Raw genomic sequence first — 23,110 nt, 5'->3', positions numbered from 1 at the left:
AAAAATAGATGATAAAAATTTGAATAAACTGTAGGCATCATACGCCGAATTTGCAAAGAAACCATAGCTGAATTTGTTATCTTCATGCAAAGAAAAGCAAAGCTTTGAAGTTTTGATAAACCACTTATTCAGACATACCCAAGACGTACTCGATATCCCCACTTCGCAGTTTTAAACACGTGCCATCGGACATTTCAGAAAGCTCACCATAATTCACCAAATGATAGAACACATTACGCTGTACTAATGCTTCGAGTTCGTAGCGGACTTTGACATAAGGGCGCAATTCGCCGTTAAACGCTCGCATATAGATCGGATGATCCGCATCAAGAATAAAGACATCCTGATTTTGCGTGGTCATTTGCAGATATTGCTTCCCATCGACTTCTATTTGATCGACTGCACTGATAAGTAGTGGCGCATCTTCCACTTGGATTTTGATTTTTTCTACTGGCGTCTTTAGGAAGAATTCGTCACCTTCACGCCATAATATTTTGGCAAATAGATCGACCATCTTTTGACGTCGAATCGGTCGCCCTTCGTGCCACCATTCACCATTGGCTTTGATCACCAAATCCATCTCGCCACAATAGTCTGGATTCCACTTTTCCAAAGGTGGAATCGTGCGATCATGTGCAAATTGTTGTAAATAACTGGCAATATTTTCAAAATTTGCCGAATCTACCATTTTATTTTCCTTTTGACTGATGCGTCATTAGCACCTGAAAAATCAGCATTTTCCAATGCTTATGCACGAATGACAACAAAATAAGTTGTTCTAGCCAATTGGCTAAACTGCCATTTTGAAATTATAATAACAAGATATAAATGTGACACGATGTTAGTTTTGTGTCCAAGCAAATTTTAAGGTTTGTTCGCTTCATACATTGAGTCAGGTATGAATTACAGCAAACACCCTATATTCATGGCAGCACCGAGTTGAAACAATGCTTCGACAATACGGTTGCCACCGTCAATGATTTGAGGAGTCCTACATGGAGCACATCGAACGTGAATCAATGGAGTTTGACGTTGTAATCGTCGGTGCAGGGCCATCTGGTCTATCTGCTGCGATTCGTCTTCGTCAGCTTGCAATCGAAAATAATCTACCTGATTTATCAGTATGTGTCGTGGAAAAAGGCTCTGAAGTCGGCGCCCATATTCTTTCTGGTGCAGTTCTTGAGCCACGTGCCTTAAACGAACTTTTCCCAAATTGGAAAGAAGAAGGTGCGCCTGTCACTGTTGAAGTCAAAGAAGACGAAACTTACTTCTTATTGTCTGAAGAAAAATCACAAAAAATGCCTCATTGGATGGTGCCAAAGTCAATGCACAACGATGGTAACTATGTGATTTCATTGGGTAATGTCGTTCGTTGGTTGGGTCAAAAAGCAGAAGAGCTTGAAGTATCCATCTTCCCAGGCTTTGCCGCTTCTGAAATTTTGTATCATGAAGATGGTACAGTCAAAGGTATTCAAACTGGCGACATGGGCATCGGCAAAGATGGCGAACCAACACACAACTTCACACCGGGTTATGAGCTTCATGCAAAATACACGTTATTTGCAGAAGGTTGCCGTGGACATCTTGGTAAGCGTTTGATCTCAAAATTTGGCTTAGATAAAGATGCAGATCCACAGCACTACGGTATCGGTATCAAAGAACTTTGGGAAATCGACCCTGCAAAACACAAACCAGGTTTGGTCATGCACGGTTCAGGTTGGCCTTTGAGTGAAACAGGTTCTACAGGCGGTTGGTGGTTATACCACGCAGAGAACAACCAAGTGACTTTGGGCGTGATCGTGGACTTGTCTTATGAAAATCCACACATGTATCCGTTCATGGAAATGCAACGCTGGAAAACGCATCCACTGATCAAACAGTATTTGGAAGGCGGTAAGCGTATTTCTTATGGCGCACGTGCAGTCGTTAAAGGCGGTCTAAACGCATTGCCTAAGCTGACTTTCCCAGGTGGTTGCTTGATTGGTGATGATGCAGGTTTCTTGAACTTCTCAAAAATCAAAGGCTCTCACACTGCAATGAAGTCAGGCATGCTCTGTGCTGAGGCTGTATTTGAAGAAATCAAAGCAGGCGCAGAAAAAGGCGGCGACCTGATGGTTGCTCGTATGCTTGAAGGCGAAGATCACTTTGCCAAAGAAGTTTCGACGTATACACAAAAGTTTGATAATAGCTGGCTCAAAGAAGAACTTTATCGTTCACGTAACTTTGGCGCTGCAATGCACAAATTCGGTCTATGGGTCGGTGGTGCGTTTAACTTTGTTGATCAAAACATTTTCCAAGTACCGTTTACATTACATGATCTCAAACAAGATTATGCTGTACTGAAAAATGTCGATGCGGTGAGCTTTAAACCGAACTATCCAAAACCAGATGGCAAGTTGACTTTTGATCGTTTATCTTCGGTATTTGTCTCAAATACGGTGCATGAAGAAAATCAGCCTGCACATTTGAAATTGACGAACCCTGATATTCCAGTCGATGTGAACTTACCAAAATGGGACGAGCCTGCGCAGCGCTATTGCCCTGCGGGTGTCTATGAAATCATGGAAAATGATGACGGTTCTAAGCGTTTCCAAATCAACGCTGCCAACTGTGTACATTGTAAGACCTGTGATATCAAAGACCCGTCACAAAACATCACTTGGGTTGTACCTGAGGGTGGCGGTGGTCCTAACTATCCAAATATGTAATTTGGATAGTCTTGCGAGGCAATGCCTCTCATATCCGAACATGTAAGTTATTACATATAAAAAATCCGAGTTAATGCTCGGATTTTTTATGCATAAATATTCACTTTAAAAATAATTCAGTGGCAATTTTAAATAACGCTGTCCATTTTCTTCAGGCTCGGGGAAATGCCCTGCCACCATGTTGATTTGAATCGCAGGTAAGATCAGCCGTGGCATAGAAAGCGTCGCATCTCGCTGGGTTCGCATCTCAATAAATGTCGATTTTTCAGTGTCAGCTTGGATGTGAATATTTTCAGTCTTTTGCGCTTGAATATTCGTCTGACATTTAAAATTTTGGCGTGATTTAGGTAAATAATCATGACAAAGAAAAATACGTGTCGTATCAGGTAGTTGATACAGCCGTTGCACCGAATCAAATAATTGCTCTGCACTTCCTTTTGGAAAGTCACAACGTGCCGTGCCGTAGTCAGGCATAAATAAAGTATCGCCGACAAAGACTGCATCGCCAATCACATAGCTCAAACAAGCAGGCGTATGCCCTGGTGTGGGAATGTTATAGGCGCTTAAACTGCCAATTTCGAATGCCTCACCATCAGCAAACAGATAATCAAAATGCTGTGTGGCATTAATTTGTTTAATGTCTAAATGAAAAATCTTGGAGAATGTCTCTTGCACAATGCCAATCTTGGCACTCATGGCGACTTTGCCACCCAGTTTTTGTTTTAAATATTGTGCTGCACTGAGATGATCGGCATGCACATGGGTTTCCAAAATCCATTGTACGGATAGTTTTTTTGATAAAATATAATCAATCATCTGGTCAGCATGCGTCGTTGAAGTCGATGCCGAAGCCGCATCATAATCCAGTACCGAATCTATAATTGCGCATTCAGAGCTATGAGGATCACTCACCACGTAGCTAAAAGTATTCGTGTCATCATGAAAAAATGACTGTATTTTTGCTTGACTCGTTGTGTTCATGAACGACCTCCAAAACGATTGGCAATAAACATCCCGAGCAACATGGCAATGATAAAGTATAACGCTGAATAATAGCCTAAGCCGATCAATGTCAAACTTGGCCCAGGGCAAATGCCCACCAACCCCCAGCCAACACCAAACATGATTGCACCAATGACCAATCGACGATCGATGTATTGAACTGTTGGAAGGGCGATTTTTTCACCGAAAATAGTGCGTGGAGATGTTTTGCGAACTGCAAGTTGGAATGGTACAAAAGCAATGAGAATCGCACCAATCATGACAAAGGCAAGGCTCGCATCCCAACGACCAAAAATATCTAAAAAGTCTAATACTTTTTTTGGGTTCGACATGCCTGAAAACATTAAGCCGACTGAAAATAGCGCACCAAATAACATTGCAAATAGATTTTTCATCATACTCCCCCTTGCATTAGGTGGCGCATGACGTAAACCGTAATAAAACCTGCAGTCATAAAGGTACAAGTTGCTACAATTGAGCGAATAGATAGCCGACTCATACCACAAATACCATGTCCACTCGTACAACCTGATCCGATTCGAGTGCCAAAGCCAACCAACAACCCTGCAATAATCAATAATATTGGATGGCTACTTAGCTCAATATCAGGCTGAACGATCTGCGCATAGAAAAATGGCGTAATGAATAAACCAAGTAAAAACCACACAGCAGGCGATTGCATTTGCCCTTGTAAGACTTGAGAAATCAAACCACTAATACCTGCGATTCGACCAAGAATATAAAGATAGCCGACCACAGCAATACCAAGCAACACGCCACCAATCAAAGCATAAAGATAATCATGCACGATATATACACTCCATGTGAGACAAGATCGTTTAAGGTTAGGTCGATGTTGCCTCGATCAAAGCATTAATGATTTAAAAATTATAATTTGTCATCCAATAACAATTGCGCTTCACGTAAGCTCAGCGTACCTTCATAGATCGCACGGCCTGTGATCGCACCCAAGATGCCTTTTTGACCTTGTAGCAATTTCACATCTTCAAGATTGGTCACACCGCCAGAGGCAATCACAGGTAAGCCTGAATGGTTTGCAAGGTTTACAGTCTGCTCGACATTGACACCTTGCATCATGCCATCACGTGCAATGTCGGTATAGACGATGCTGGATACACCTGCATCAGCAAAACGCTTGGCCAAATCAGTCGCTTTGACATCAGTCACATTCGCCCAACCGTCAGTCGCCACAAAGCCATCTTTGGCATCAATACCCACGATGATGTGTCCTGCAAACTCTTTACACGCAAGCTCAACAAATTCAGGCTCTTGCACGGCTTTCGTTCCGATGATCACAAACGATACACCAGCATCAATATAATGCTCAATGGTTTCTAATGAACGAATACCACCACCGATTTGGATCGGCAATTCAGGTTGAGATTTGGCAATCGCTTCAACAACAGGCTTGTGGATCGGTGTCCCTGCAAAAGCGCCATTCAAATCGACCAAATGCAACCGACGTGCGCCCTCATTAACCCAATGTGCTGCCGTCGCCACTGGATCATCAGAAAATACGGTGTCATCTTCCATGCGACCTTGCTTTAAGCGTACACATTTACCATCTTTTAAATCAATCGCAGGGATAATTAACATGCCTGTATTCCTTAATTTTCATATGAATTCTTAACTGTCATTATCTTAACAAAATATTCAATCTTCTCTAAGTGCTAATCGTAATATCTGACCAAGAAGAACAAAATAATTTTAAACAACACACCTTTGCTGCCCCGACAAGTTAGAATTCTTAATTAAGTTTGACAAGGTAAATTGTCAGATCATCTATACATTAACCCACTACTGTGGCAATATTTTTCACGGATCGCTCTGCTTCATGTAGTTTGGTCTGCATTAAAGCAATAACATTCACAACAAGATGAGCAACCGATGAAAATTCACCACTTAAACTGTGGCACCATGTGTCCAATCTGCCAAAAACTGATGAGCGGTCAAGGAAGCTATTTCAAGCCTGCCAAACTCATTTGTCATGTCCTTCTGATTGAGCACAAGAATAAACTGGTACTGATTGACACAGGTTATGGTCTAAAAGATATTGTACAGCCGAAAACTCGATTAGGTGGTCTATTTTTAAAACTCACTCGCCCCAAACTAGATCGCCAAGAAACTGCTTTTGAGCAGATCAAACAACTGGGCTACTCGCCTGCCGATGTGACGGATATTTTACCAACCCATTTGGATCTTGATCATATTGGCGGTGCGCCTGATTTTCCAAATGCAACGATTCACGTCTATAACAAAGAGCTCGACTACGCATTGAAACCAAAACTCAAAGATCGTCTGCGCTTTCGCAAAGCACAACTTCAGGATATTACAAAATGGCAAAGCCATCCTGAAATCAATGCTGAGTGGTTTGGTTTAGATGCAATTGATTTGACCGAGCAACTCGGTTTTGAAGCCAAAATCGTGCCGCTGATTGGACATACCCGAGGTCATGTTGGCATCGCTGTAAAGTCTGAAAATAAATGGTTATTGCATTGCGGTGATGCGTATTTTCATCCGAGTCAAATCACGCAAAATCCTCAAATGCCAATCGGTCTAGCCATTTTTGAAAAACAGGTACAAACCAATCAAGCACAGCGCATAGCGACACAAGAAAAATTGCGAGCTTTGCACTTGGCACATCCTGAAATCGAAATGTTTTGTGCACATGACCCAAGTGAGCTAGAGCGTTATCAAAGTCGATAAATAGCGCCAAAATATTCAAATTATTTTCAATAAAACTGTCATATTTCATGGAATATGACAGTAAATCTTTGATTAAACAAACTACAACAATTCTGTTTTTTATTTTAAAGATCAGATACATAAACTATATTTCAATCGTTTTAAAATTTTTTAAATATTACAACAATGTCATCATACTGTAATATTTATGTCATTAAATAGGCTCATCAAAGATCAATGGAAAATTTCTCATGATGACAGCAGTACTATTAACGATTGGTTTCGTGGCTTATACTGGCGCAGTTTGGCATTACGGACACAAGTAAGCTCGCCATTCTCAACAAACAATGAGCTTTACAGCTCAAGCTTTTTATCCCCTTCAAAAAACCTCAAAAAATAAATCAACGTATCCATTTGCATTTCTTGATGATTCATTAGATCATTTCGATATCATTTACTTTAAGTATAAAAAATTATGAATATTGCCGCTTTCGAAGCCTTCCTCAAAGTAATGGAAACAGGTTCGATTTCCATGGCAGCAGAAAAATTATTCATCACCCAACCTGCGGTGAGTAAACGCATTCAAAGTCTTGAACAATTTTTTAATGTACAACTTTTTGACAGTGTTGGTCGAAATATTCAACCCACTCAAGCCGCTGAACGCCTGCTGCCACAAGTGCAACAGTGGATTTATCAGCTCGAAGATATGCACCGTGATCTTAGTCAATCTCAAACAGATATCGCAGGAAAATTAAAAATTGGGACGAGTCACCATATTGGCTTACACCATTTGGCGAAACAGCTTCAACCTTTTGCCGAGCAGTTCCCACAGGTTGAGCTTGATGTGCATTTTGTCGATTCTGAGCAAGCCTTACAATTAGTCCTTTCAGGTGAGATTGAGCTTGCATTTCTGACCTTGCCACCAAAGCCTGATACACGCTTAAAGCATCGTGTACTTTGGAATGATCCTTTATCTTTTGTGGTTGCGCCTTTTCATCCTTTGGCACAGCAAAAGCGCTTGAAGCTTGAAGATTTGATTACTTATCCGAGCTTACTGCCTGCGTCGAATACGTATACCAGTCAGATCACTTTGGCTGAATTTGCGAAGTATGGCTTAAAACCTTATGCTTCGATGAGTACCAATCCTTTGGAGTCTATTCGTATGCTCGTATCAATCGGCTTGGGATGGTCGGTATTACCACATACGTTGATTAATGATGATTTGGTGATTTTAGATTTGAATCATCAGCTTGAACGTCAACTTGGCATTGTCTGGCATCCTCATCGTAGTCAGTCCAAAGCGATGCAATGCTTATTAAATCAGTTAGAAAGTTTAGGAAAAGAATGACATTCAAATGATGACATACTTCATTTATAGCCGTTTTATGATCCTTAGATTCTCAAATGAAGTGCAACAGAGATTAAATTGACTGGTTTTAAATTGATTAGCCTTAAATCGACCAGTCTTCAATTTTCCAACTTTTCTCTTTGGCTAATTGTTCAAGGCGATCATCTGGATTCACGGCGATTGCATGGGTCGCATATTCAAGCAAAAAGCGATCGTTGATCGAATCAGAATACGCCCAAGATTCATCTACTTGACGACCATCAAGCCATTGATCTAGTCGGGTCAGTTTGCCTGTTTGATAGCACGGCACACCTGTGACTTTGCCTGTGTATTTGCCGTCAACGACTTCTGCATTGGTCGCAATAATTTCAGTAATGCCAAAAGCACGAAAAATCGGTGCCGTAATAAAATCACTAGTTGCTGTAATCCCGACAATGGCATGTCCTTGATCTTGATGATGTTTGATTGCATCAAAGCCTTTTGGGCGCATTTTCGGACGAATCACTTTTTGCATAAACAGCTCGTGCAATTCGGTCAAATAGGTATTGTCATGCTTCGTTAAAAAATCAAAAACAAATTCATTATAGGCGATCGGATCAAGCTGTCCTGCTTTGTAATCTTCATAAAATTTATCATTCATTTTGCGATGATGAATAGCATCGACTAATCCTTCATTCACCAAAAACTCTCCCCAAGAATGATCGGAGTCGGTATTTAACAAGGTATGGTCTAAATCAAATAATGCCAATTTCATCAAGTTTCTCAAATTCCTAAAGAATTTAGTTAAAAAAATGTAATTCTATTACCGCAAAGCGCAGAAATTCGTTAAGATCATAGCAATTTAAATTGCTTTTTGACTTTGCGATCACACGGCAAGCATCATAGCTGAACTCGCCCTGCACGCAAAGTCCATAACATAGAATATTTAGGTGCCAAATGATCGACTCCGAAGGTTTCCGACCCAATGTCGGGATCATCTTGGCAAATGACGCTGGACAAGTACTATGGGCAAAACGCATTGGACACAATGCTTGGCAGTTTCCACAAGGCGGGATTCAATATGGTGAATCTCCCGAAGATGCTCTGTATCGAGAGCTCTATGAAGAAGTTGGATTGTTGCCAGAGCATGTCGAGATCGTTGCACAAACCCGTGGCTGGTTAAGATATCGTTTGCCATATCGCTACATCCGTTCTGACTCTAATCCAGTCTGTATCGGACAAAAGCAAAAATGGTTTTTATTGCGCCTTACAGGCTCGACGAAACATATTTGTTTAAACACTACCGACCCTGCCGAGTTTGATGAATGGCAATGGGTCAGCTACTGGTATCCGCTTGGGCAAGTGGTGAACTTTAAAAAAGACGTCTATCGTCGTGCTCTGGCAGAGCTCAGCTTAGAGCTACCTTTTAGCGCATAACAGAAGTGAACCACAGAATAAGCTGTACAGAAAAAACTGCGTCACTGTGGTAAACATTTTAGATTGATGAGATTGTATTAATTCACTGAGCAAAGGACATTGTGAATGGCAAATACCATGCAACTTGAAACCTTACGACGCATCGTACAAGAAGTCGATGCGTCACCAAGCCTGCACGAGGCTTTGGATGTCATGGTCAATCAAGTTGCAGAAGCCATGAACGTCGATGTCTGCTCCATCTACTTGCTGGATGAACGTAATCATCGTTATGTGCTGATGGCAACGCACGGCTTAAAAGCCGAAGCGGTCGGTAATGTTTCGCTTTCCACCAGTGAAGGCTTGGTCGGCTTAGTCGGTCAACGTGAAGAAATCGTCAACCTCGAAAATGCTCCGCAACACGAACGCTTCCTTTACTTGCCAGAAACAGGTGAGGAAATTTATAACTCGTTCATGGGTGTGCCTGTCATGTATCGCCGTAAGGTGATGGGCGTGATGGTCATTCAAAATAAAGAAAGCCAAGACTTTAGTGAAGCCGCTGAATCTTTTCTCGTGACCTTATGCGCACAGCTTTCAGGTGCGATTGCCCATGCGCACGTGGTGGGTAATATTGATGTATTCCGCAAGCCAAATAGCGGACCAAACTATCAAACTTTCCTCGGTGTAGCAGGTGCAGACGGTATTGCACTGGGTCGAGCAGTGATTCTTTATCCTGCTGCGGATTTATCTTCTGTGCCTGACCGTGAAGCAGAAGACATTAGCGAAGAATTAGATATTTTGGCAGAAGCCATCGAAGCCGTCCGAGAAGAATTGCAACAGCTTGATGCCAAGATGCAAGATTCACTCATGTCAGAAGAGCGTGCTTTATTCAGTGTCTTTCTACGCATGCTCGATGATCACGCCCTACCTGCGGAAATCAATGCCTTAATTCGTGAAGGTCAATGGGCGCAAGGCGCGGTGCGCCGTATCATTGATAAGCATGCCAATGCCTTTGCGCAGATGGAAGATGGCTATCTCCGTGAACGTGTATCCGATATCAAAGATCTAGGTCGTCGTATCCTTGCACATCTGCAAACCGAAGATACTGGACACAAAGAAATTACCGAAGATACCATTCTCATCGGTGAAGAAATTAGCACTGCTGCATTGGTCGAAATGCCGATTGCCAATATTGCCGCCATTGTGACCACCGAAGGCGCAGCGAACTCGCACATGGTGATCGTGGCACGTGCACTCGGTATTCCGACCGTAGTTGGTGTGACGGAATTACCAATTCACTCGCTCGATGATGCAGAGATGATCGTTGATGCCTATCAGGGTCGTGTCTTTATTCATCCGCCACGTCGTCTACGTACCCGATATAAAGAAATTAAAAAAGACGAAGACCTCATCGCAAAGGATTTAAAACAGTACGAAACCAAAGATGCGATCACACCTGATGGCGAAGAAATGAAACTTTTCGTCAACACAGGTCTAATGATCGACGTGGTGCGTGGCGTACAACGTGGTGCAAAAGGTGTCGGTCTATACCGTAGTGAAATTCCCTTTATGCTCCGTGAACGCTTCCCTGGGGAAGAAGAACAACGGGCGATTTATCGTCAGCAATTAAGCCACTTCGCCAATAAACCTGTGGTGATGCGTACCCTCGATATTGGTGCGGATAAAGATTTGCCATATTTCTCAATTGATGAAGAAAACTCGGCACTCGGTTGGCGTGGGATTCGTTTTACGCTTGATCATCCAGAGATTTTTTCATCGCAAATCCGAGCGATGCTCAAAGCCAGTATTGGCTTGAATAATTTGCATATTTTACTGCCGATGATCACCAGTGTCAGCGAAGTCGAAGAAGTTTTGTATCTACTCGAACGTGACCTCGCCGCAGTCCAAGAAGAAGAACAAGTGAAAATCACCCGACCAAAAGTCGGCATCATGATCGAAGTGCCGAGCATCTTGCTGCAGATCGAAGACTTTGCGGATTTGGTCGATTTCTTCTCTGTTGGTTCTAACGATTTGATACAGTATCTGCTTGCTGTAGACCGTAACAATCCTCGTGTGGCAAGTGTTTATTCACATTTTCACCCTGCGATTTTGCGTGCACTTGCTAAGCTTGTTCAGGATTGTCACAAGTTTGAAAAACCTGTCAGCATCTGCGGTGAAATGGCGGGCGATCCGTTGACGGCTATATTGCTGATGGCGATGGGCTTTAATACTTTGTCGATGAGCTCTAGTAATATTCTACGAGTACGCAAAGCGATCTGTAATATTCCAATGTCGGATGCCAAAGACTTACTTAATCAGGCGTTAAAACTGAATAACCCACTCATGACCAAGAGTATGATTGAACAATATTTCCGTACGCATGGTTTGGGCGATATGGTGAAATCAGGTCGTGTGGTCACGGTTTAATTTATCTGAATGTATAGATGACTAAGCACTTAAATCATAAAGTGATTTAAGTGCTTTTTTTGTTTCAGCTGTCCGTTTTTTAGGATGCCAAAGCCCGATCAAATAAACGCTGAATATCTGCTTGAGAGAGATTCAACATCCCTACCACACGTCCGTGCATGGCACTATAACGACTTTGGATAAATGCCTCAGCAACATAGGACTCAGAATAGCGCACCATCAGCACCGACTGCGCCAACAGCACCAATCGTGTCACCAAAGTCCGTGCTTGAAACTGCAATTGATCAGGCGGAAGCATTTGCATTTCATAGAGTTTACTGCGTTCAATTTTAAGTATTTCATGTGAAGCACATTCTTCTGAAAAAGACGCTAAAAGTATTTCGATCAATTCTGATTCACGTTGTATCGCTCGAAGCACATCCAGGCACATGATATTGCCCGAACCTTCCCAAATGGTATTGACTGGCGCTTCACGGAACAGCCGAGCCATGATGCCATTGTCAACATAGCCATTACCACCAAGCACTTCCATCGCCTCGCCTGTCAGCTCCACCGCACGCTTACAAATCCAAAACTTAGCTGCAGGCGTCATCAGACGTATCCATGCTTGAGACAAACTATTTTCATTGAGATTGTCTTGCTCTGCCATCTGATCATAATGTGAGGCAAGGTGCATACTCAGTTGCAAAGCAGCTTCGGTTTCTAAAGCCAAATCAGCCAATACCGCTTGCATCAACGGTTGCTCAGCAAGTGCTTTACCAAAAGTCTGACGCTGTCGAGTATAGGCAAGACACTGCACCAACGCCTGACGCAGAATCGCTGTACTGCCGACGGAGCAAGTCAGGCGAGTATAGTTCGCCATTTCGATAATGGTCGGAATGCCTCGCCCTTCCTCACCGATCATGATGCCCCATGCGTTCAGAAATTCAACTTCAGAACTAGAGTTACTGCGATTGCCGACTTTTTCTTTGAGGCGTTGCACATGCACTTGATTCAAACTGCCATCGGCTAGGCGACGTGGCACAAAGAAACAACCAATGCGTTCGTGTTCTGTTTGCGCCACCACGAGATGCGCATCTGACATCGGCACAGAGAAAAACCACTTATGCCCTGTAAGCAAATAGGCTTCGCCTCGACCTGATTGATCAACCGGCTTAGCAATAGTTTGATTGGCACGCACATCAGAGCCACCCTGTTTTTCAGTCATACCCATACCAATCCAAATAGACTTTTTCTGTGCGATTGGAATATCTCGGGCATCGTATTCTGAGGACAATAATTTCTCCCCAATTTCCGCCCAAAGTTTTGGTTCACGTTGTAACAATGGAATACAACCCAAAGTCATGGCATGTGGGCAGAGGTTGCCTGCTTCGACCTGTCCTGTCAGATAAAACTTAGTCGCCCAATCCACCCATGCTGATTTTATGTGATCACTCTTACAATGAGTAAAAGGATAGCCATGCACATTAAACTGACGATTGGTCTGCATGATCTGATGCCACGCAGGGTGAAACTCTACATGATCAATGCGTCGTCCACGTGCATCGAAGCGGCTGAGTTCTGGGGTATGACGATTGGCGAGATCCGCTGCTTGGAAAAATGAGGCACGCCCAACCGTTTCACCAAATACAGCATGCTCAGCCTGCAATTCACTGTGATAATGATGCAGAATTTCTTTGAGAATGGTATCCGTTTCAAACAAATTATAATCTTGCAATTCATCAAACTGATTGCTGACGATATGTGTTGAGGACTTTTCCATGTCTACGATGTGTTGCGATTGCATCATCTGTTTCCTGATTACTTGTATTTTTTAGATTTCCAATTCAGTATAAATCATTCCAATCTTTGAGCCGTTCGGATTTTCTGCATGTCACAATCCCCGATCAATGTCCGCCGAAAGCCTCGCCAATCAAGGGCGAAGTTTACCCAACAAGCTCTGCTCGATAGTGCTGTTCAGCTTTTGGCGGAGAAACATCATTTTGAAATCACCATTCGAGAGATGACCGAGATTGCAGGCGTGGGCTTAGGCACTTTTTATGAATATTTTAGTCAAAAAGAGGACGTTTTTGCCCTGATCATTCATCAACAGATCAAAGCACTAGCACAAAAAATACTTGAACACGGCACGCAAATAAGAAGCGCTCAACCTGATATTTTAATTACTGACTATGTGAAGCAACTGATTCAAATTCAACTAAAAAAGATTCAAAACGCACAGCAGATTTGGGTGACCATTTTTTTATTAGAGCGCCAATTATCAACCAGCGAAGTTTATCAAAAGCATTATGCGCTGATGTGTCAGCTTTGGCAGGACTTGCTACAACCATTTGCGATAGAACACCTTGAGTGTACTGCGATCAATTTACATCGTGTAATTTATGGTTTTGTGATGCAGACGCTGTTGGTTCAGCCTGATTTTAGCGAATGGGAAATTTTGCAAGCTGACATTGGCATTGCCTGTGATGCTTTTCTAAAACAATGACATCAAACAAAGTAGAATTTCTTCCATACAAGACTATCGAATATTTAAATAACAGTTAAAGTTTTAATCTGTTTTACAAATATTAAGCGTCATTCTTATAATAAATTCCAACGGTTAAGACAGCATCTGTTCGACATCAGCAGATGTAAATGGAGTTCGTCCCATGACTGATTTCAAAACACAGATTTCGACTAACAAACGTAACACTTCACCTCAGCAAGGTATGTTAGCTTTATTCAAAGTATATCTTGCTGAGTACAGTTTAAATCATTGATGACAAAATCTTTTTAGAGATGTTGCAATGTTTTTGAAGACACGATTTTTAAAAAATTTCAGGTTGTTTAATTTTTTATTTTAAACACTGAGTTTCCACTTCATGATTCAGCAAGCAATAGCCAGCCATACGGATATTCGCAAGCTATAGGAGAGACCAATGAACGCACCCACTGGACAATGCCCTGTCATGCACGGCGCAAACACCGAAAATAAACATACCCCAACGGATTGGTGGCCAAATGCGCTCAATCTCGACATTTTGCATCAACATGACCGCAAGACCAATCCATTCGATGAAGATTTTGATTATCCGACAGAGTTTAACAAGCTCGATCTGAATGCAGTTAAAAAAGACCTACACGACCTGATGACCTCAAGCCAAGCATGGTGGCCAGCAGATTGGGGCAACTATGCAGGCATGTTTGTGCGTACTGCATGGCACTTGGCGGGCACCTATCGTAAAGGCGATGGTCGTGGTGGCAGTAACACAGGTAATCAACGTTTTGCACCGCTGAACTCTTGGCCTGATAACGTCAATACCGATAAAGGTCGCCGTCTACTTTGGCCACTCAAAAAGAAATATGGCAATAAAATCTCGTGGGGCGATTTGATCGTACTTGCAGGCACGGTTGCCTATGAAGCGGTCGGGCTGAAAACTTATGGCTTCGCAGGTGGTCGCCGTGAAATTTGGCATCCTGAAAAAGATGTGAATTGGGGCTCTGAACGTGAATGGCTCGCTGCCACAGAAAACCGTTATGAAAATGATGGCGACCGTGAAAGCCTAGAGAATCCATTGTCTGCGGTACAAATGGGCTTGATTTATGTCAATCCAGAGGGCGTTGACGGTCAGCCTGATCCACTGAAAACTGCGCATGATATCCGTGTCACCTTTGGTCGCATGGCGATGAATGATGAAGAAACTGTGGCACTGGCGGCAGGTGGTCACACCATTGGTAAATGTCACGGCAATGGTCAGGCTGAACTTTTGGGTGAGAATACCGAAGCTGCCGATGTTGAGTTTCAAGGTCTAGGTTGGCATAACTCTGAAGGTACAGGTAATGCTGGCAATACCATGGTTAGTGGCATCGAAGGCGCTTGGACGACTGAGCCGACCAAATGGGACAATGGCTATTTTGACTTGTTGCTCAATTATGACTGGGAACTCAGCAAAAGCCCTGCGGGTGCGTGGCAATATGAACCTGTGAACCTACCTGAAGAGAAAAAACCACTGGATGCACACGATCCATCGGTACGTCGAAATCCGATCATGACCGATGCCGATATGGCGATGAAAGCTGATCCGATTTACCGTGAAATTTCTGAGCGTTTTTATAATGACTTTGATTATTTCTCTCAAGTCTTTGCTCGTGCTTGGTACAAATTGACCCATCGTGATCTTGGACCAAAAAGTCGTTATCTTGGCAATGATTTTCCAAGTGAAGATTTGCTTTGGCAAGATCCAATTCCAACCGTGGATTACACTTTGTCTCATGCAGAAATTGCCGACTTAAAACAGCAATTATTAAATAGCGGATTGACTTCTGTGGAATTAATTAACACGGCTTGGGATAGCGCACGCACCTATCGTGGTTCGGATTTCCGTGGCGGTGCCAATGGTGCACGTATCCGCTTAGCACCGCAAAAAGATTGGGTCGGCAATGAGCCTGAACGCCTACAAAAAGTACTGAGTACTTTAGAATCTATTCAAGCTAGCTTAGCGAAGAAAGTCAGCATTGCCGATTTGATCGTACTTGGTGGAACAGCAGCGGTTGAACAAGCGGCTCGTGCAGCAGGTGTTGAGATCACTGTGCCGTTCGCAGCGGGTCGTGGTGATGCTACGGATGAACAGACCGATGCAGAATCTTTCGATGTGCTTGAGCCGATTCATGATGGTTTCCGCAACTGGCAGAAACAGCATTATGAAAATACACCTGAAGAATTACTACTCGATCGTGCACAGCTCATGGGCTTGACCGCACATGAAATGACGGTATTGGTCGGCGGTATGCGTGTCCTCGGCACCAATTATGGCGACAGCAAACATGGCGTGCTCACCGACAAAGTTGGCGTGCTCAGCAATGATTTCTTTGTCAATTTGACCGATATGCGCTTCAAGTGGAAACCGACTGGACGTAATAGCTACGAGATCATCGACCGTGAAACTGAACAAGTGAAATGGACTGCGACTCGGGTGGATTTGGTGTTTGGCTCAAACTCAATTTTACGTTCATACGCTGAAGTCTATGCGCAAGACGACAACAAAGAGAAGTTTGTCAAAGACTTTGTCAAAGCATGGGTTAAAGTGATGAATGCTGATCGCTATGATTTAAGTTAATTGATCTAAGCCAAACAACTTTTCATACTCCTGAAATATCTAAAGCGGACACTTTGTCCGCTTTAGTTTTTACATGCTTGGCTTGCATCATTGGTTTTAGAATGAATTGGCTTTCATATTTTGAAATATAAAGCACCGAAAAATGCTTTAAACATTACAAAGCATCACTTGAGCTTCCTACAATAAGCGTTAAGATTCCAGTCGAAATTAAGCGTTCTATTTTCCTTTTTCTTTAAGAATAAAATTCATCATGAATAGCATCATCCATCCATCTGCCAAAGATGGTTTTAGTCAAAATGCAGTGCTATATCAGCAGGCACGTCCAAATTATCCGCAAGCCATCGTCGAATGGTTAAAGCAAGATTTGGCTTTAACGGCTGATAGTCGTATCGCCGATCTTGGCGCAGGCACGGGGAAATTTATTCCTTATTTGCAACAAGTCAGCTCACATCTCACGGCGATTGAGCCCATCGAAGAGATGCTACAGCAATTGCAACATCGCTTTCCCGAGGTCAAAACCAAACAAGCAGACAGCCAAAATCTAAGCTTTCCGAATGAATATTTCGATGCCATCATCTGCGCACAATCTTTTCATTGGTTTGCAGATCATGCTTCTTTAGATGAAATTTATCATGTGCTAAAACCGCAAGCATCTTTGGGATTGATTTGGAATCAACGAGATACAGAGATTGATTGGGTGGCTGCGATTGCCAATCTCATCGCACCATTTGAAGGTGACACGCCACGCTATCACAAGGGGGATTGGCAACAGGCTTTAGATACGCATACTCAATTTCAATTGATCGGGAAAAGTCAGTTCCAATTTGAGCATATCGGTACAGTTGAACACGTCGTGATTCAGCGCATCTTATCGACCAGTTTTATTGCCACCGCTTCGGCGATCGACAAGGCGATGATTCGTCATGAGTTGGAAAAGATTATCGACACTTATCTTGATCTTCAGCTTGATGATGAAATTGCATTTCCCTACATCACTCACGCTTATCATTATCAAAAAATTTAAGCGTAAATTTGAAATGCTGAATTAAATGTTTAAATCAAAAAAATGCCGAACATCTGAGTCGGCATTTTTTTGATGAATTTTAAACAGCTAATACAGATTTATTTTATATACAATATTAATTGATAGAATATATTATCATCTTAGATTAGCATTCATAAGTTTAGAATCCCTCCCAACCTCCCTTTAAAAAAGGGAGGAGCAACCAAAGCTCGATGACTTACATAATTTCATTGGAAGTCCCCCTTTTTCAAAGGGGGATTTAGGGGGATTTTCTGAATTTAAACAAATTTAAAGTTGAGGTTGGTGTAATAGTTTGAAAAATTAAGACCTACTCGGCACTTTTGCATTTTTTTCTAACCATTGGATCGAATCAACCCGAAATACCTCACATGCGCCATCACCGACATCATCAGGTCGTACCGAAGATCGCCACACCAAATCTTCTGATTTCACCTCGACCAAATCACCTTGCATACGTACCAAGTCGCCACGTTTTACGTGTTTGATCTGCTTGGCAATCTCAGGATTGGCAGGAATAATGTGAATATTCGACACCATTTGCATCGCTTCTTCGGCAGGCACTGGCAAGTAAGGAATCGCCCACTGCAAGTAACGGTCGTATTGTTTGACTTGGATTTGTGATGCGATTTTTGGATTGGCGAACATCCCCCAACTCACGGCAAAATCGACAGGGGAAAATTTAGCTTGCTCATCATCTTGATAAGTCTTGTAGCCCAAAATGCGAAAATCACCCTGAAAAGGCTGCAACACCGACACCGACTGCCCTGCTACTGGTGGCAGACCACGTGCTACGTTATACAGTGCTTGCACTGAAAAATCTTGGCTAGGTTGTACTTGTTGGGTGGTATCTGCATTGTGATGACTGGCATGGGTAATCGTCACAGGTAAACAACTCATCATGAGGATTAAACTGATTTTCTTCTGACTGATTTTATTCAAGGCGAATTCCATCACGTGACCATTCCTACCATTTTGCTACTTTATACGCACAACTATTACGTATTTATTGTCTAATGTAGCTGTGCTTTTTTCCGTATTTTTTGGTAAATTTAAGCGTGGAATCGGCAGAAAATATGCACAAAATTGTAAATGTGCTCAGAGCAAGGAAAGCGACTTTTGAAATTATTCAGACCATATCAATATTATCAACAACACATCTTTCCGCATTTGCTCGATCAAGTGATGAAAACAGCAAGCTTGATGGATGCACGCCGTGAGTTGCTTTTGCCAATATCTGATGAATGTTTGGAGATTGGTTTTGGTACTGGTTTGAATTTAGCATTTTATCAAAATCTGAATGTACTGTATGCGCTTGAGCCCAATGCGCATATCGAAGCATTATCCAGTGAGCGACTTACGCAAAGTAATTTTGAAATTCGTCATCTACGCAATTTTGCAGAATCCATTCCACTACCGACTAATAGCGTTAAAAATGTGGTTTCAACATGGACAATGTGTAGCATTCCAAAACTCGAACAGGCTTTGGCAGAAATTTATCGGGTGATGGAAGTTGGCGGTACATTTCATTTAGTCGAGCATGTCTATTCCGATCAGACATCTACACAGCGTTGGCAGAATGCACTGACACCGATTCAGAAAAAGCTTGCCGATGGCTGTCATCTCAACCGCAATATTGAACACTACTTAAAAAATGCAGGATTTGAATTTGTGGAAAAAAATTATTTCTACGCAGATGGCATTCCTGCGATTGGAAACCGTATGCTGATGGCACGTGTACAAAAACGATAAATTTATAGAAAGGGAAATTTTTAACTTTTTAAATTCTTAGATTTACTAAGGATTAAATCTCCTCATCCTCATTATCGTCTGTGGGCAGGGCAATATGTATCGTTTCAAAGCGCACTCGTCCATCATCAATCGCCTGTGCAATTGCTTGCTGTCCCTTGGTCAATCTCGCAGTACCAGATTTAATGTCAATCAACACCACTTCGATCTCGTCCGCATCACACAGACCTTCTCGAAAGTCGCTATAGCCTGAAAACACCACATAATCCACAGGATCGCCTAAGAATCTCGCATCACTCGGCAAATAATCGAATTCAGGCAAATGTGGCGCAAACTGCTCTGCCATCTTGCCTTTGAGTACAGCACGACTGGTATTCACACTACGCTTACGAGCGAGCGCAAGTGCTTGATCATGCTCTCGTCGCATTTCACTGATTTCATATTGATACTCTGCATGAAGCTGTTGTATTTTGATGAGATACAACCACAACACGCTGATCATCACCCCAATACAAATACCAATGAATAGCGCCACTGGGACAGACATAAGAATTTACCTAGACTAATGCGTCATTATGCGCAGATTAAAACAATTTCAAGCGCACAACTCAAATACATTCATGCCTGAAATATCAATAGATTAAAACCAATTTTACACAACCCTGTCATTCTCTTGTCATATTTTAATGATATGCTTGGGTAAAGATTTTGCATAGGGTCTGCTGACCTTTCACAGATGCTTGCGACTACGGATATTTTTTAGGCGATACTAGGCAGGAATGAGGAAATTTAGTCACTCTAAATGACTCTTTCCTAACGACGTAGCGTCAAAAAATATCCTAGTCCCGAAGGGCTATCGCTAAAACTGCCATAAACTTCGTTATGAAACTTGGCAAGGGAGTGACCATTCCCTTCGTTTCATGCCTCGTTTCTGTAGTTTCAGCTGATAACGCAATCCATGGTTGAAATGTCAACAGACCCTAATGATGATTTATTAGAAAGGTTAAAGAGTGAGCATATGAAGACAATTTTAATTGCAAATCAAAAAGGTGGTTGTGGCAAAACCTTAACAGCAATTACTCTTGCTTCAGCACTTGCCAATCGTGGCTACAAAGTCGCACTTGCCGATGCAGATAATCAAAAATCATCACTCAAATGGCTCAAAGTCCGTGGCAAAGAAGTCGCAAATATTCAAGCCGTCGATTGGCGCAATGAAAGCTCTATTGGCGATGCGCCAGCAAAAGTCGATTGGCTCATCATCGACGCTCCGGGGGCTCTCTCTGGCGAGCATGCAGAACATCTCATCTCAGAAAGTGATGCGATGATCGTGCCACTGCAAGCTTCATTTTTTGATATCGACAGTACCAAGCGTTTCTTAAAAAATATTGATGACATTAAGCGCATCCGTAAAGGCAAAGTGGACATCATGCTCCTTGCCAACCGCATCAAGACAGGTGCAAATAGCAAAGTACAAATTCAGAAATTCTTTGATAAAGTCGAGCAAGAGCCCGTTGCGTGGATCAGTGAACGTACAGCTTATGGTCAGTTGGCAATGGATGGTTTAAGTGTCTTTGACCGTACACAGAAGCAATACATGCTCATCCAACAACAATGGGAGCCATTGATTCGTCGCTTGTTGGGTCAAAATAGCAAAGATAAAAAGCAGAATTGGTTTTAAAAATCCAATCCCGATAACTGACAAAATCAGCGTTCCACAAGCGTTGATTTTCAGCTAACATAAGCCTCAGCATGCTTCGTGAAGATGGAAAGCTCTCGTGCAACAAAATGCGCCTATTTTGCAACGTTTACTACTATTCGGACTATTCTTCTGTCTGATCTTATTAAGCTTTGAAATTCTCAAATATTTTATTGTTCCAGTGTTATGGGCGTCCATCATCGCCTATATCACATGGCCTTTGCATCAAAAAATTTATCATTGGGTTGGGGAACGTAAAAACCTCAGCGCAATTTTGATGACCAGTCTTTTGGTACTGGTGGTCGGTATTCCGCTCACCATTGGTATTTTTGTACTGCAACACGAAGGACGTCAGTTGTACTTCGAAGTACAGCAACAGCTTTATGCAGGAAAAATTGAAGTACCCGAGTTTGTGCAAACCTTGCCATTTATTGGTCCAGAGATACAGCGCATTATCTTTGAGCTCAATAGCAATCCACATGCGATTACGCAAAATATTGGCTTATGGATTCAAGGGCATCTTGGTTATGGTCGTTTTGTCGTTGCCGAGATTAGTCGCAATTTGGTAAAACTGATTTTTGCGATCTTGTCATTATTTTTCTTCTATCGAGATGGCAACTTGATCTTAGAACAAGTGCGCCGAGCATTTGAAATGGTGATTGGTCCTCGTATTCACCACTATTTTCAAACCATTTCTGAAACCACTCGCGCTGTGGTCTATGGTGTGGGCTTAACTGCGATTGTCCAATCACTCCTTGCAGGAGCGAGTTATATCGTTGCAGGTGTGCCAAATCCAATGGTACTAACCCTCGTCACTTTTGTATTTGCACTGATTCCTTTTGGTCCACCGATTGCTTATGGTAGCGTGGCGCTATGGCTATTTTCACAAGGGCACACTGTTGAAGCTGCAGGTGTATTGATTTGGGGTGTCGCCATCGTCAGTAGTGCGGATAATGTGATTCGCCCATTGGTCATTTCAGGTGCAACAAAAATTCCATTCTTATTGATTATGTTTGGTGTACTGGGCGGTTTAGCAAGCTTTGGATTGGTTGGGTTATTTATCGGTCCTGTGATCTTGGCAGTTTTACTTGCGATTTGGAAAGAATGGCTCCAAGAAAATATTCAAAAAGCAGAAGACTTTCATGCCAATGCAGATGAATTGGTGACCGAAGGTTTACATACAGAAGATTTGGATACGAGCAAATAGCAATACTCCACACGCCGAATAAACTAAGCTCAACAACGGTTGGGCTTTTTTATTGATATGAATATTTCTATTTTTTACATTATGTTGCTTTACTTTCATACTGTTACAGTAACTTAGAATCATTCGTATTATTCTAGAATTAAATTTACGAATTTTATTGAATCAATCCATGGAGAATGAATATGACCAATATGCTAAAAATGAAACTGCTTGCAAGTGGCATTCTTTCCGCAGTCGTATTGACTGGCTGTACGAGCACCATGAAAACCAATGAAATGCACAAAATCAAAGTGCATGCCGTGACTGCTGAAGGTGTTAGCGATAGCATTGGTACCGTGACATTTATTAAAGCAGAGCAAGGGCTCGTGATTAAACCTGAGCTTCAAGGCTTGCCTGCGGGTAAACATGGCTTCCATATCCATGAAAATCCATCATGCGAACCTGATATGAAAGATGGCAAAGCTGGTGCCGCACTGAAAGCTGGTAGTCACTTTGACCCTACCAAATCAGGCAAACATGACTATCCTCAAGGCAATGGTCATCTCGGTGATTTGCCTGCGCTCACAGTCAATGCTGACGGCACAGCGACATCTGCAGTACAAGCGCCTCGCTTGAGTCTTGATGCCATTCAAGGACGAGCACTCATGATCCATGCAGGTGGTGATAACTACTCTGACACGCCTGAAGCACTAGGCGGTGGCGGTGCACGTATCGCTTGCGGTGTGATTGAATAATTC

20 protein-coding genes and 1 pseudogene are annotated in these 23,110 nt (G+C 42.5%); 12 read left to right on the top strand and 9 right to left on the bottom strand.

Annotation, left to right across the window (positions count from 1 at the left end):
• Nucleotides 1–124 precede the first annotated feature (124 nt).
• Nucleotides 125–688, bottom strand: coding sequence for a DUF1285 domain-containing protein (locus tag MKI79_RS01100; protein ID WP_241570222.1), 564 nt, complete (start codon nt 686–688; stop codon nt 125–127).
• Between the two features lie 307 nt (nt 689–995).
• Between MKI79_RS01100 and MKI79_RS01095 the strand changes: the two genes are divergently transcribed.
• Nucleotides 996–2,708 (top strand): electron transfer flavoprotein-ubiquinone oxidoreductase, encoded by a 1,713-nt coding sequence (locus MKI79_RS01095; RefSeq protein WP_241570221.1) that lies wholly within the window; start codon nt 996–998, stop codon nt 2,706–2,708.
• A 105-nt stretch (nt 2,709–2,813) separates the two neighbouring features.
• Here the strand turns inward: MKI79_RS01095 and MKI79_RS01090 are convergent, their stop codons facing one another.
• The 4 genes from MKI79_RS01090 to hisA all read right to left on the bottom strand — a co-directional run bounded on the left by MKI79_RS01090 (nt 2,814) and on the right by hisA (nt 5,327).
• Entirely contained in the window at nt 2,814–3,689 is an 876-nt protein-coding gene (locus tag MKI79_RS01090; RefSeq protein WP_241570220.1) for an MBL fold metallo-hydrolase, read from the bottom strand.
• Nucleotides 3,686–4,105, bottom strand: a complete 420-nt coding sequence (locus MKI79_RS01085) for a DUF6691 family protein (protein ID WP_241570219.1) — start codon at nt 4,103–4,105, stop codon at nt 3,686–3,688. The genes MKI79_RS01090 and MKI79_RS01085 overlap by 4 nt, the downstream gene beginning before the upstream one ends.
• Complete coding sequence (locus MKI79_RS01080; RefSeq protein ID WP_241570218.1) at nt 4,105–4,518, bottom strand: YeeE/YedE family protein; 414 nt, start codon at nt 4,516–4,518, stop codon at nt 4,105–4,107. Before MKI79_RS01080 ends, MKI79_RS01085 begins: the two co-directional genes overlap by 1 nt.
• Nucleotides 4,519–4,598: 80 nt before the next feature.
• Nucleotides 4,599–5,327 carry a 1-(5-phosphoribosyl)-5-[(5-phosphoribosylamino)methylideneamino]imidazole-4-carboxamide isomerase gene (gene hisA, locus MKI79_RS01075; RefSeq protein ID WP_241570217.1) on the bottom strand — a complete coding sequence of 243 codons (729 nt, stop codon included), beginning with the start codon at nt 5,325–5,327 and terminating at the stop codon, nt 4,599–4,601.
• Between the two features lie 291 nt (nt 5,328–5,618).
• Between hisA and MKI79_RS01070 the strand changes: the two genes are divergently transcribed.
• Both MKI79_RS01070 and MKI79_RS01065 read left to right on the top strand, forming a co-directional pair.
• Nucleotides 5,619–6,437, top strand: a complete 819-nt coding sequence (locus tag MKI79_RS01070) for an MBL fold metallo-hydrolase (protein WP_241570216.1) — start codon at nt 5,619–5,621, stop codon at nt 6,435–6,437.
• Between the two features lie 454 nt (nt 6,438–6,891).
• A complete protein-coding gene (locus MKI79_RS01065) occupies nt 6,892–7,764 on the top strand; it encodes a LysR family transcriptional regulator (RefSeq protein WP_241570215.1) in 873 nt (290 codons plus the stop codon).
• A gap of 103 nt (nt 7,765–7,867) precedes the next feature.
• Here MKI79_RS01065 and MKI79_RS01060 read toward each other — a convergent pair whose 3' ends face one another.
• On the bottom strand, nt 7,868–8,518 hold the full coding sequence (locus MKI79_RS01060; protein ID WP_241570214.1) for an HAD family hydrolase: 651 nt from the start codon (nt 8,516–8,518) through the stop codon (nt 7,868–7,870).
• 182 nt (nt 8,519–8,700) lie between these two features.
• Here MKI79_RS01060 and MKI79_RS01055 point away from each other — a divergent pair, with 182 nt between their 5' ends.
• Nucleotides 8,701–9,180 carry an RNA pyrophosphohydrolase gene (locus MKI79_RS01055; protein ID WP_241570213.1) on the top strand — a complete coding sequence of 160 codons (480 nt, stop codon included), beginning with the start codon at nt 8,701–8,703 and terminating at the stop codon, nt 9,178–9,180.
• A gap of 105 nt (nt 9,181–9,285) precedes the next feature.
• The gene (gene ptsP / locus MKI79_RS01050) at nt 9,286–11,583 is read left to right on the top strand and encodes a phosphoenolpyruvate--protein phosphotransferase (protein ID WP_241570212.1); all 2,298 of its coding nucleotides are present in this window, start codon (nt 9,286–9,288) and stop codon (nt 11,581–11,583) included.
• A 79-nt stretch (nt 11,584–11,662) separates the two neighbouring features.
• Here the strand turns inward: ptsP and MKI79_RS01045 are convergent, their stop codons facing one another.
• Entirely contained in the window at nt 11,663–13,345 is a 1,683-nt protein-coding gene (locus tag MKI79_RS01045) for an acyl-CoA dehydrogenase family protein (RefSeq protein WP_241570249.1), read from the bottom strand.
• Between the two features lie 108 nt (nt 13,346–13,453).
• Between MKI79_RS01045 and MKI79_RS01040 the strand changes: the two genes are divergently transcribed.
• The 3 genes from MKI79_RS01040 to MKI79_RS01030 all read left to right on the top strand — a co-directional run bounded on the left by MKI79_RS01040 (nt 13,454) and on the right by MKI79_RS01030 (nt 17,703).
• On the top strand, nt 13,454–14,068 hold the full coding sequence (locus MKI79_RS01040) for a TetR/AcrR family transcriptional regulator (protein WP_241570211.1): 615 nt from the start codon (nt 13,454–13,456) through the stop codon (nt 14,066–14,068).
• Between the two features lie 433 nt (nt 14,069–14,501).
• Nucleotides 14,502–16,679 (top strand): catalase/peroxidase HPI, encoded by a 2,178-nt coding sequence (katG, locus tag MKI79_RS01035; RefSeq protein ID WP_274619057.1) that lies wholly within the window; start codon nt 14,502–14,504, stop codon nt 16,677–16,679.
• A gap of 250 nt (nt 16,680–16,929) precedes the next feature.
• The gene (locus MKI79_RS01030; protein ID WP_241570210.1) at nt 16,930–17,703 is read left to right on the top strand and encodes a class I SAM-dependent methyltransferase; all 774 of its coding nucleotides are present in this window, start codon (nt 16,930–16,932) and stop codon (nt 17,701–17,703) included.
• 321 nt (nt 17,704–18,024) lie between these two features.
• On the opposite strand, the pseudogene MKI79_RS01025 reads toward MKI79_RS01030, so the two are convergent.
• A pseudogene (locus tag MKI79_RS01025) lies at nt 18,025–18,537 on the bottom strand (hypothetical protein); the annotation flags it as partial.
• 369 nt (nt 18,538–18,906) lie between these two features.
• Here MKI79_RS01025 and MKI79_RS01020 point away from each other — a divergent pair.
• Nucleotides 18,907–19,473 (top strand): class I SAM-dependent methyltransferase, encoded by a 567-nt coding sequence (locus MKI79_RS01020; RefSeq protein ID WP_241570247.1) that lies wholly within the window; start codon nt 18,907–18,909, stop codon nt 19,471–19,473.
• 52 nt (nt 19,474–19,525) lie between these two features.
• Here the strand turns inward: MKI79_RS01020 and MKI79_RS01015 are convergent, their stop codons facing one another.
• Nucleotides 19,526–20,017, bottom strand: a complete 492-nt coding sequence (locus MKI79_RS01015; RefSeq protein WP_241570209.1) for a Holliday junction resolvase-like protein — start codon at nt 20,015–20,017, stop codon at nt 19,526–19,528.
• 471 nt (nt 20,018–20,488) lie between these two features.
• Here MKI79_RS01015 and MKI79_RS01010 point away from each other — a divergent pair, with 471 nt between their 5' ends.
• The 3 genes from MKI79_RS01010 (at nt 20,489) to sodC (ending at nt 23,107) form a co-directional block, all read left to right on the top strand.
• Nucleotides 20,489–21,148, top strand: coding sequence for a ParA family protein (locus MKI79_RS01010; RefSeq protein ID WP_241570208.1), 660 nt, complete (start codon nt 20,489–20,491; stop codon nt 21,146–21,148).
• Between the two features lie 97 nt (nt 21,149–21,245).
• A complete protein-coding gene (locus tag MKI79_RS01005) occupies nt 21,246–22,373 on the top strand; it encodes an AI-2E family transporter (RefSeq protein WP_241570207.1) in 1,128 nt (375 codons plus the stop codon).
• Between the two features lie 176 nt (nt 22,374–22,549).
• Nucleotides 22,550–23,107, top strand: a complete 558-nt coding sequence (gene sodC, locus MKI79_RS01000) for a superoxide dismutase [Cu-Zn] SodC (RefSeq protein ID WP_407651520.1) — start codon at nt 22,550–22,552, stop codon at nt 23,105–23,107.
• Nucleotides 23,108–23,110: the final 3 nt, after the last annotated feature.

It is taken from the genome of Acinetobacter sedimenti (assembly GCF_022601685.1).
Taxonomy (GTDB): Bacteria; Pseudomonadota; Gammaproteobacteria; order Pseudomonadales; family Moraxellaceae; genus Acinetobacter; species Acinetobacter sedimenti.
This window is presented reverse-complemented; position numbering and strand designations above follow the sequence as displayed.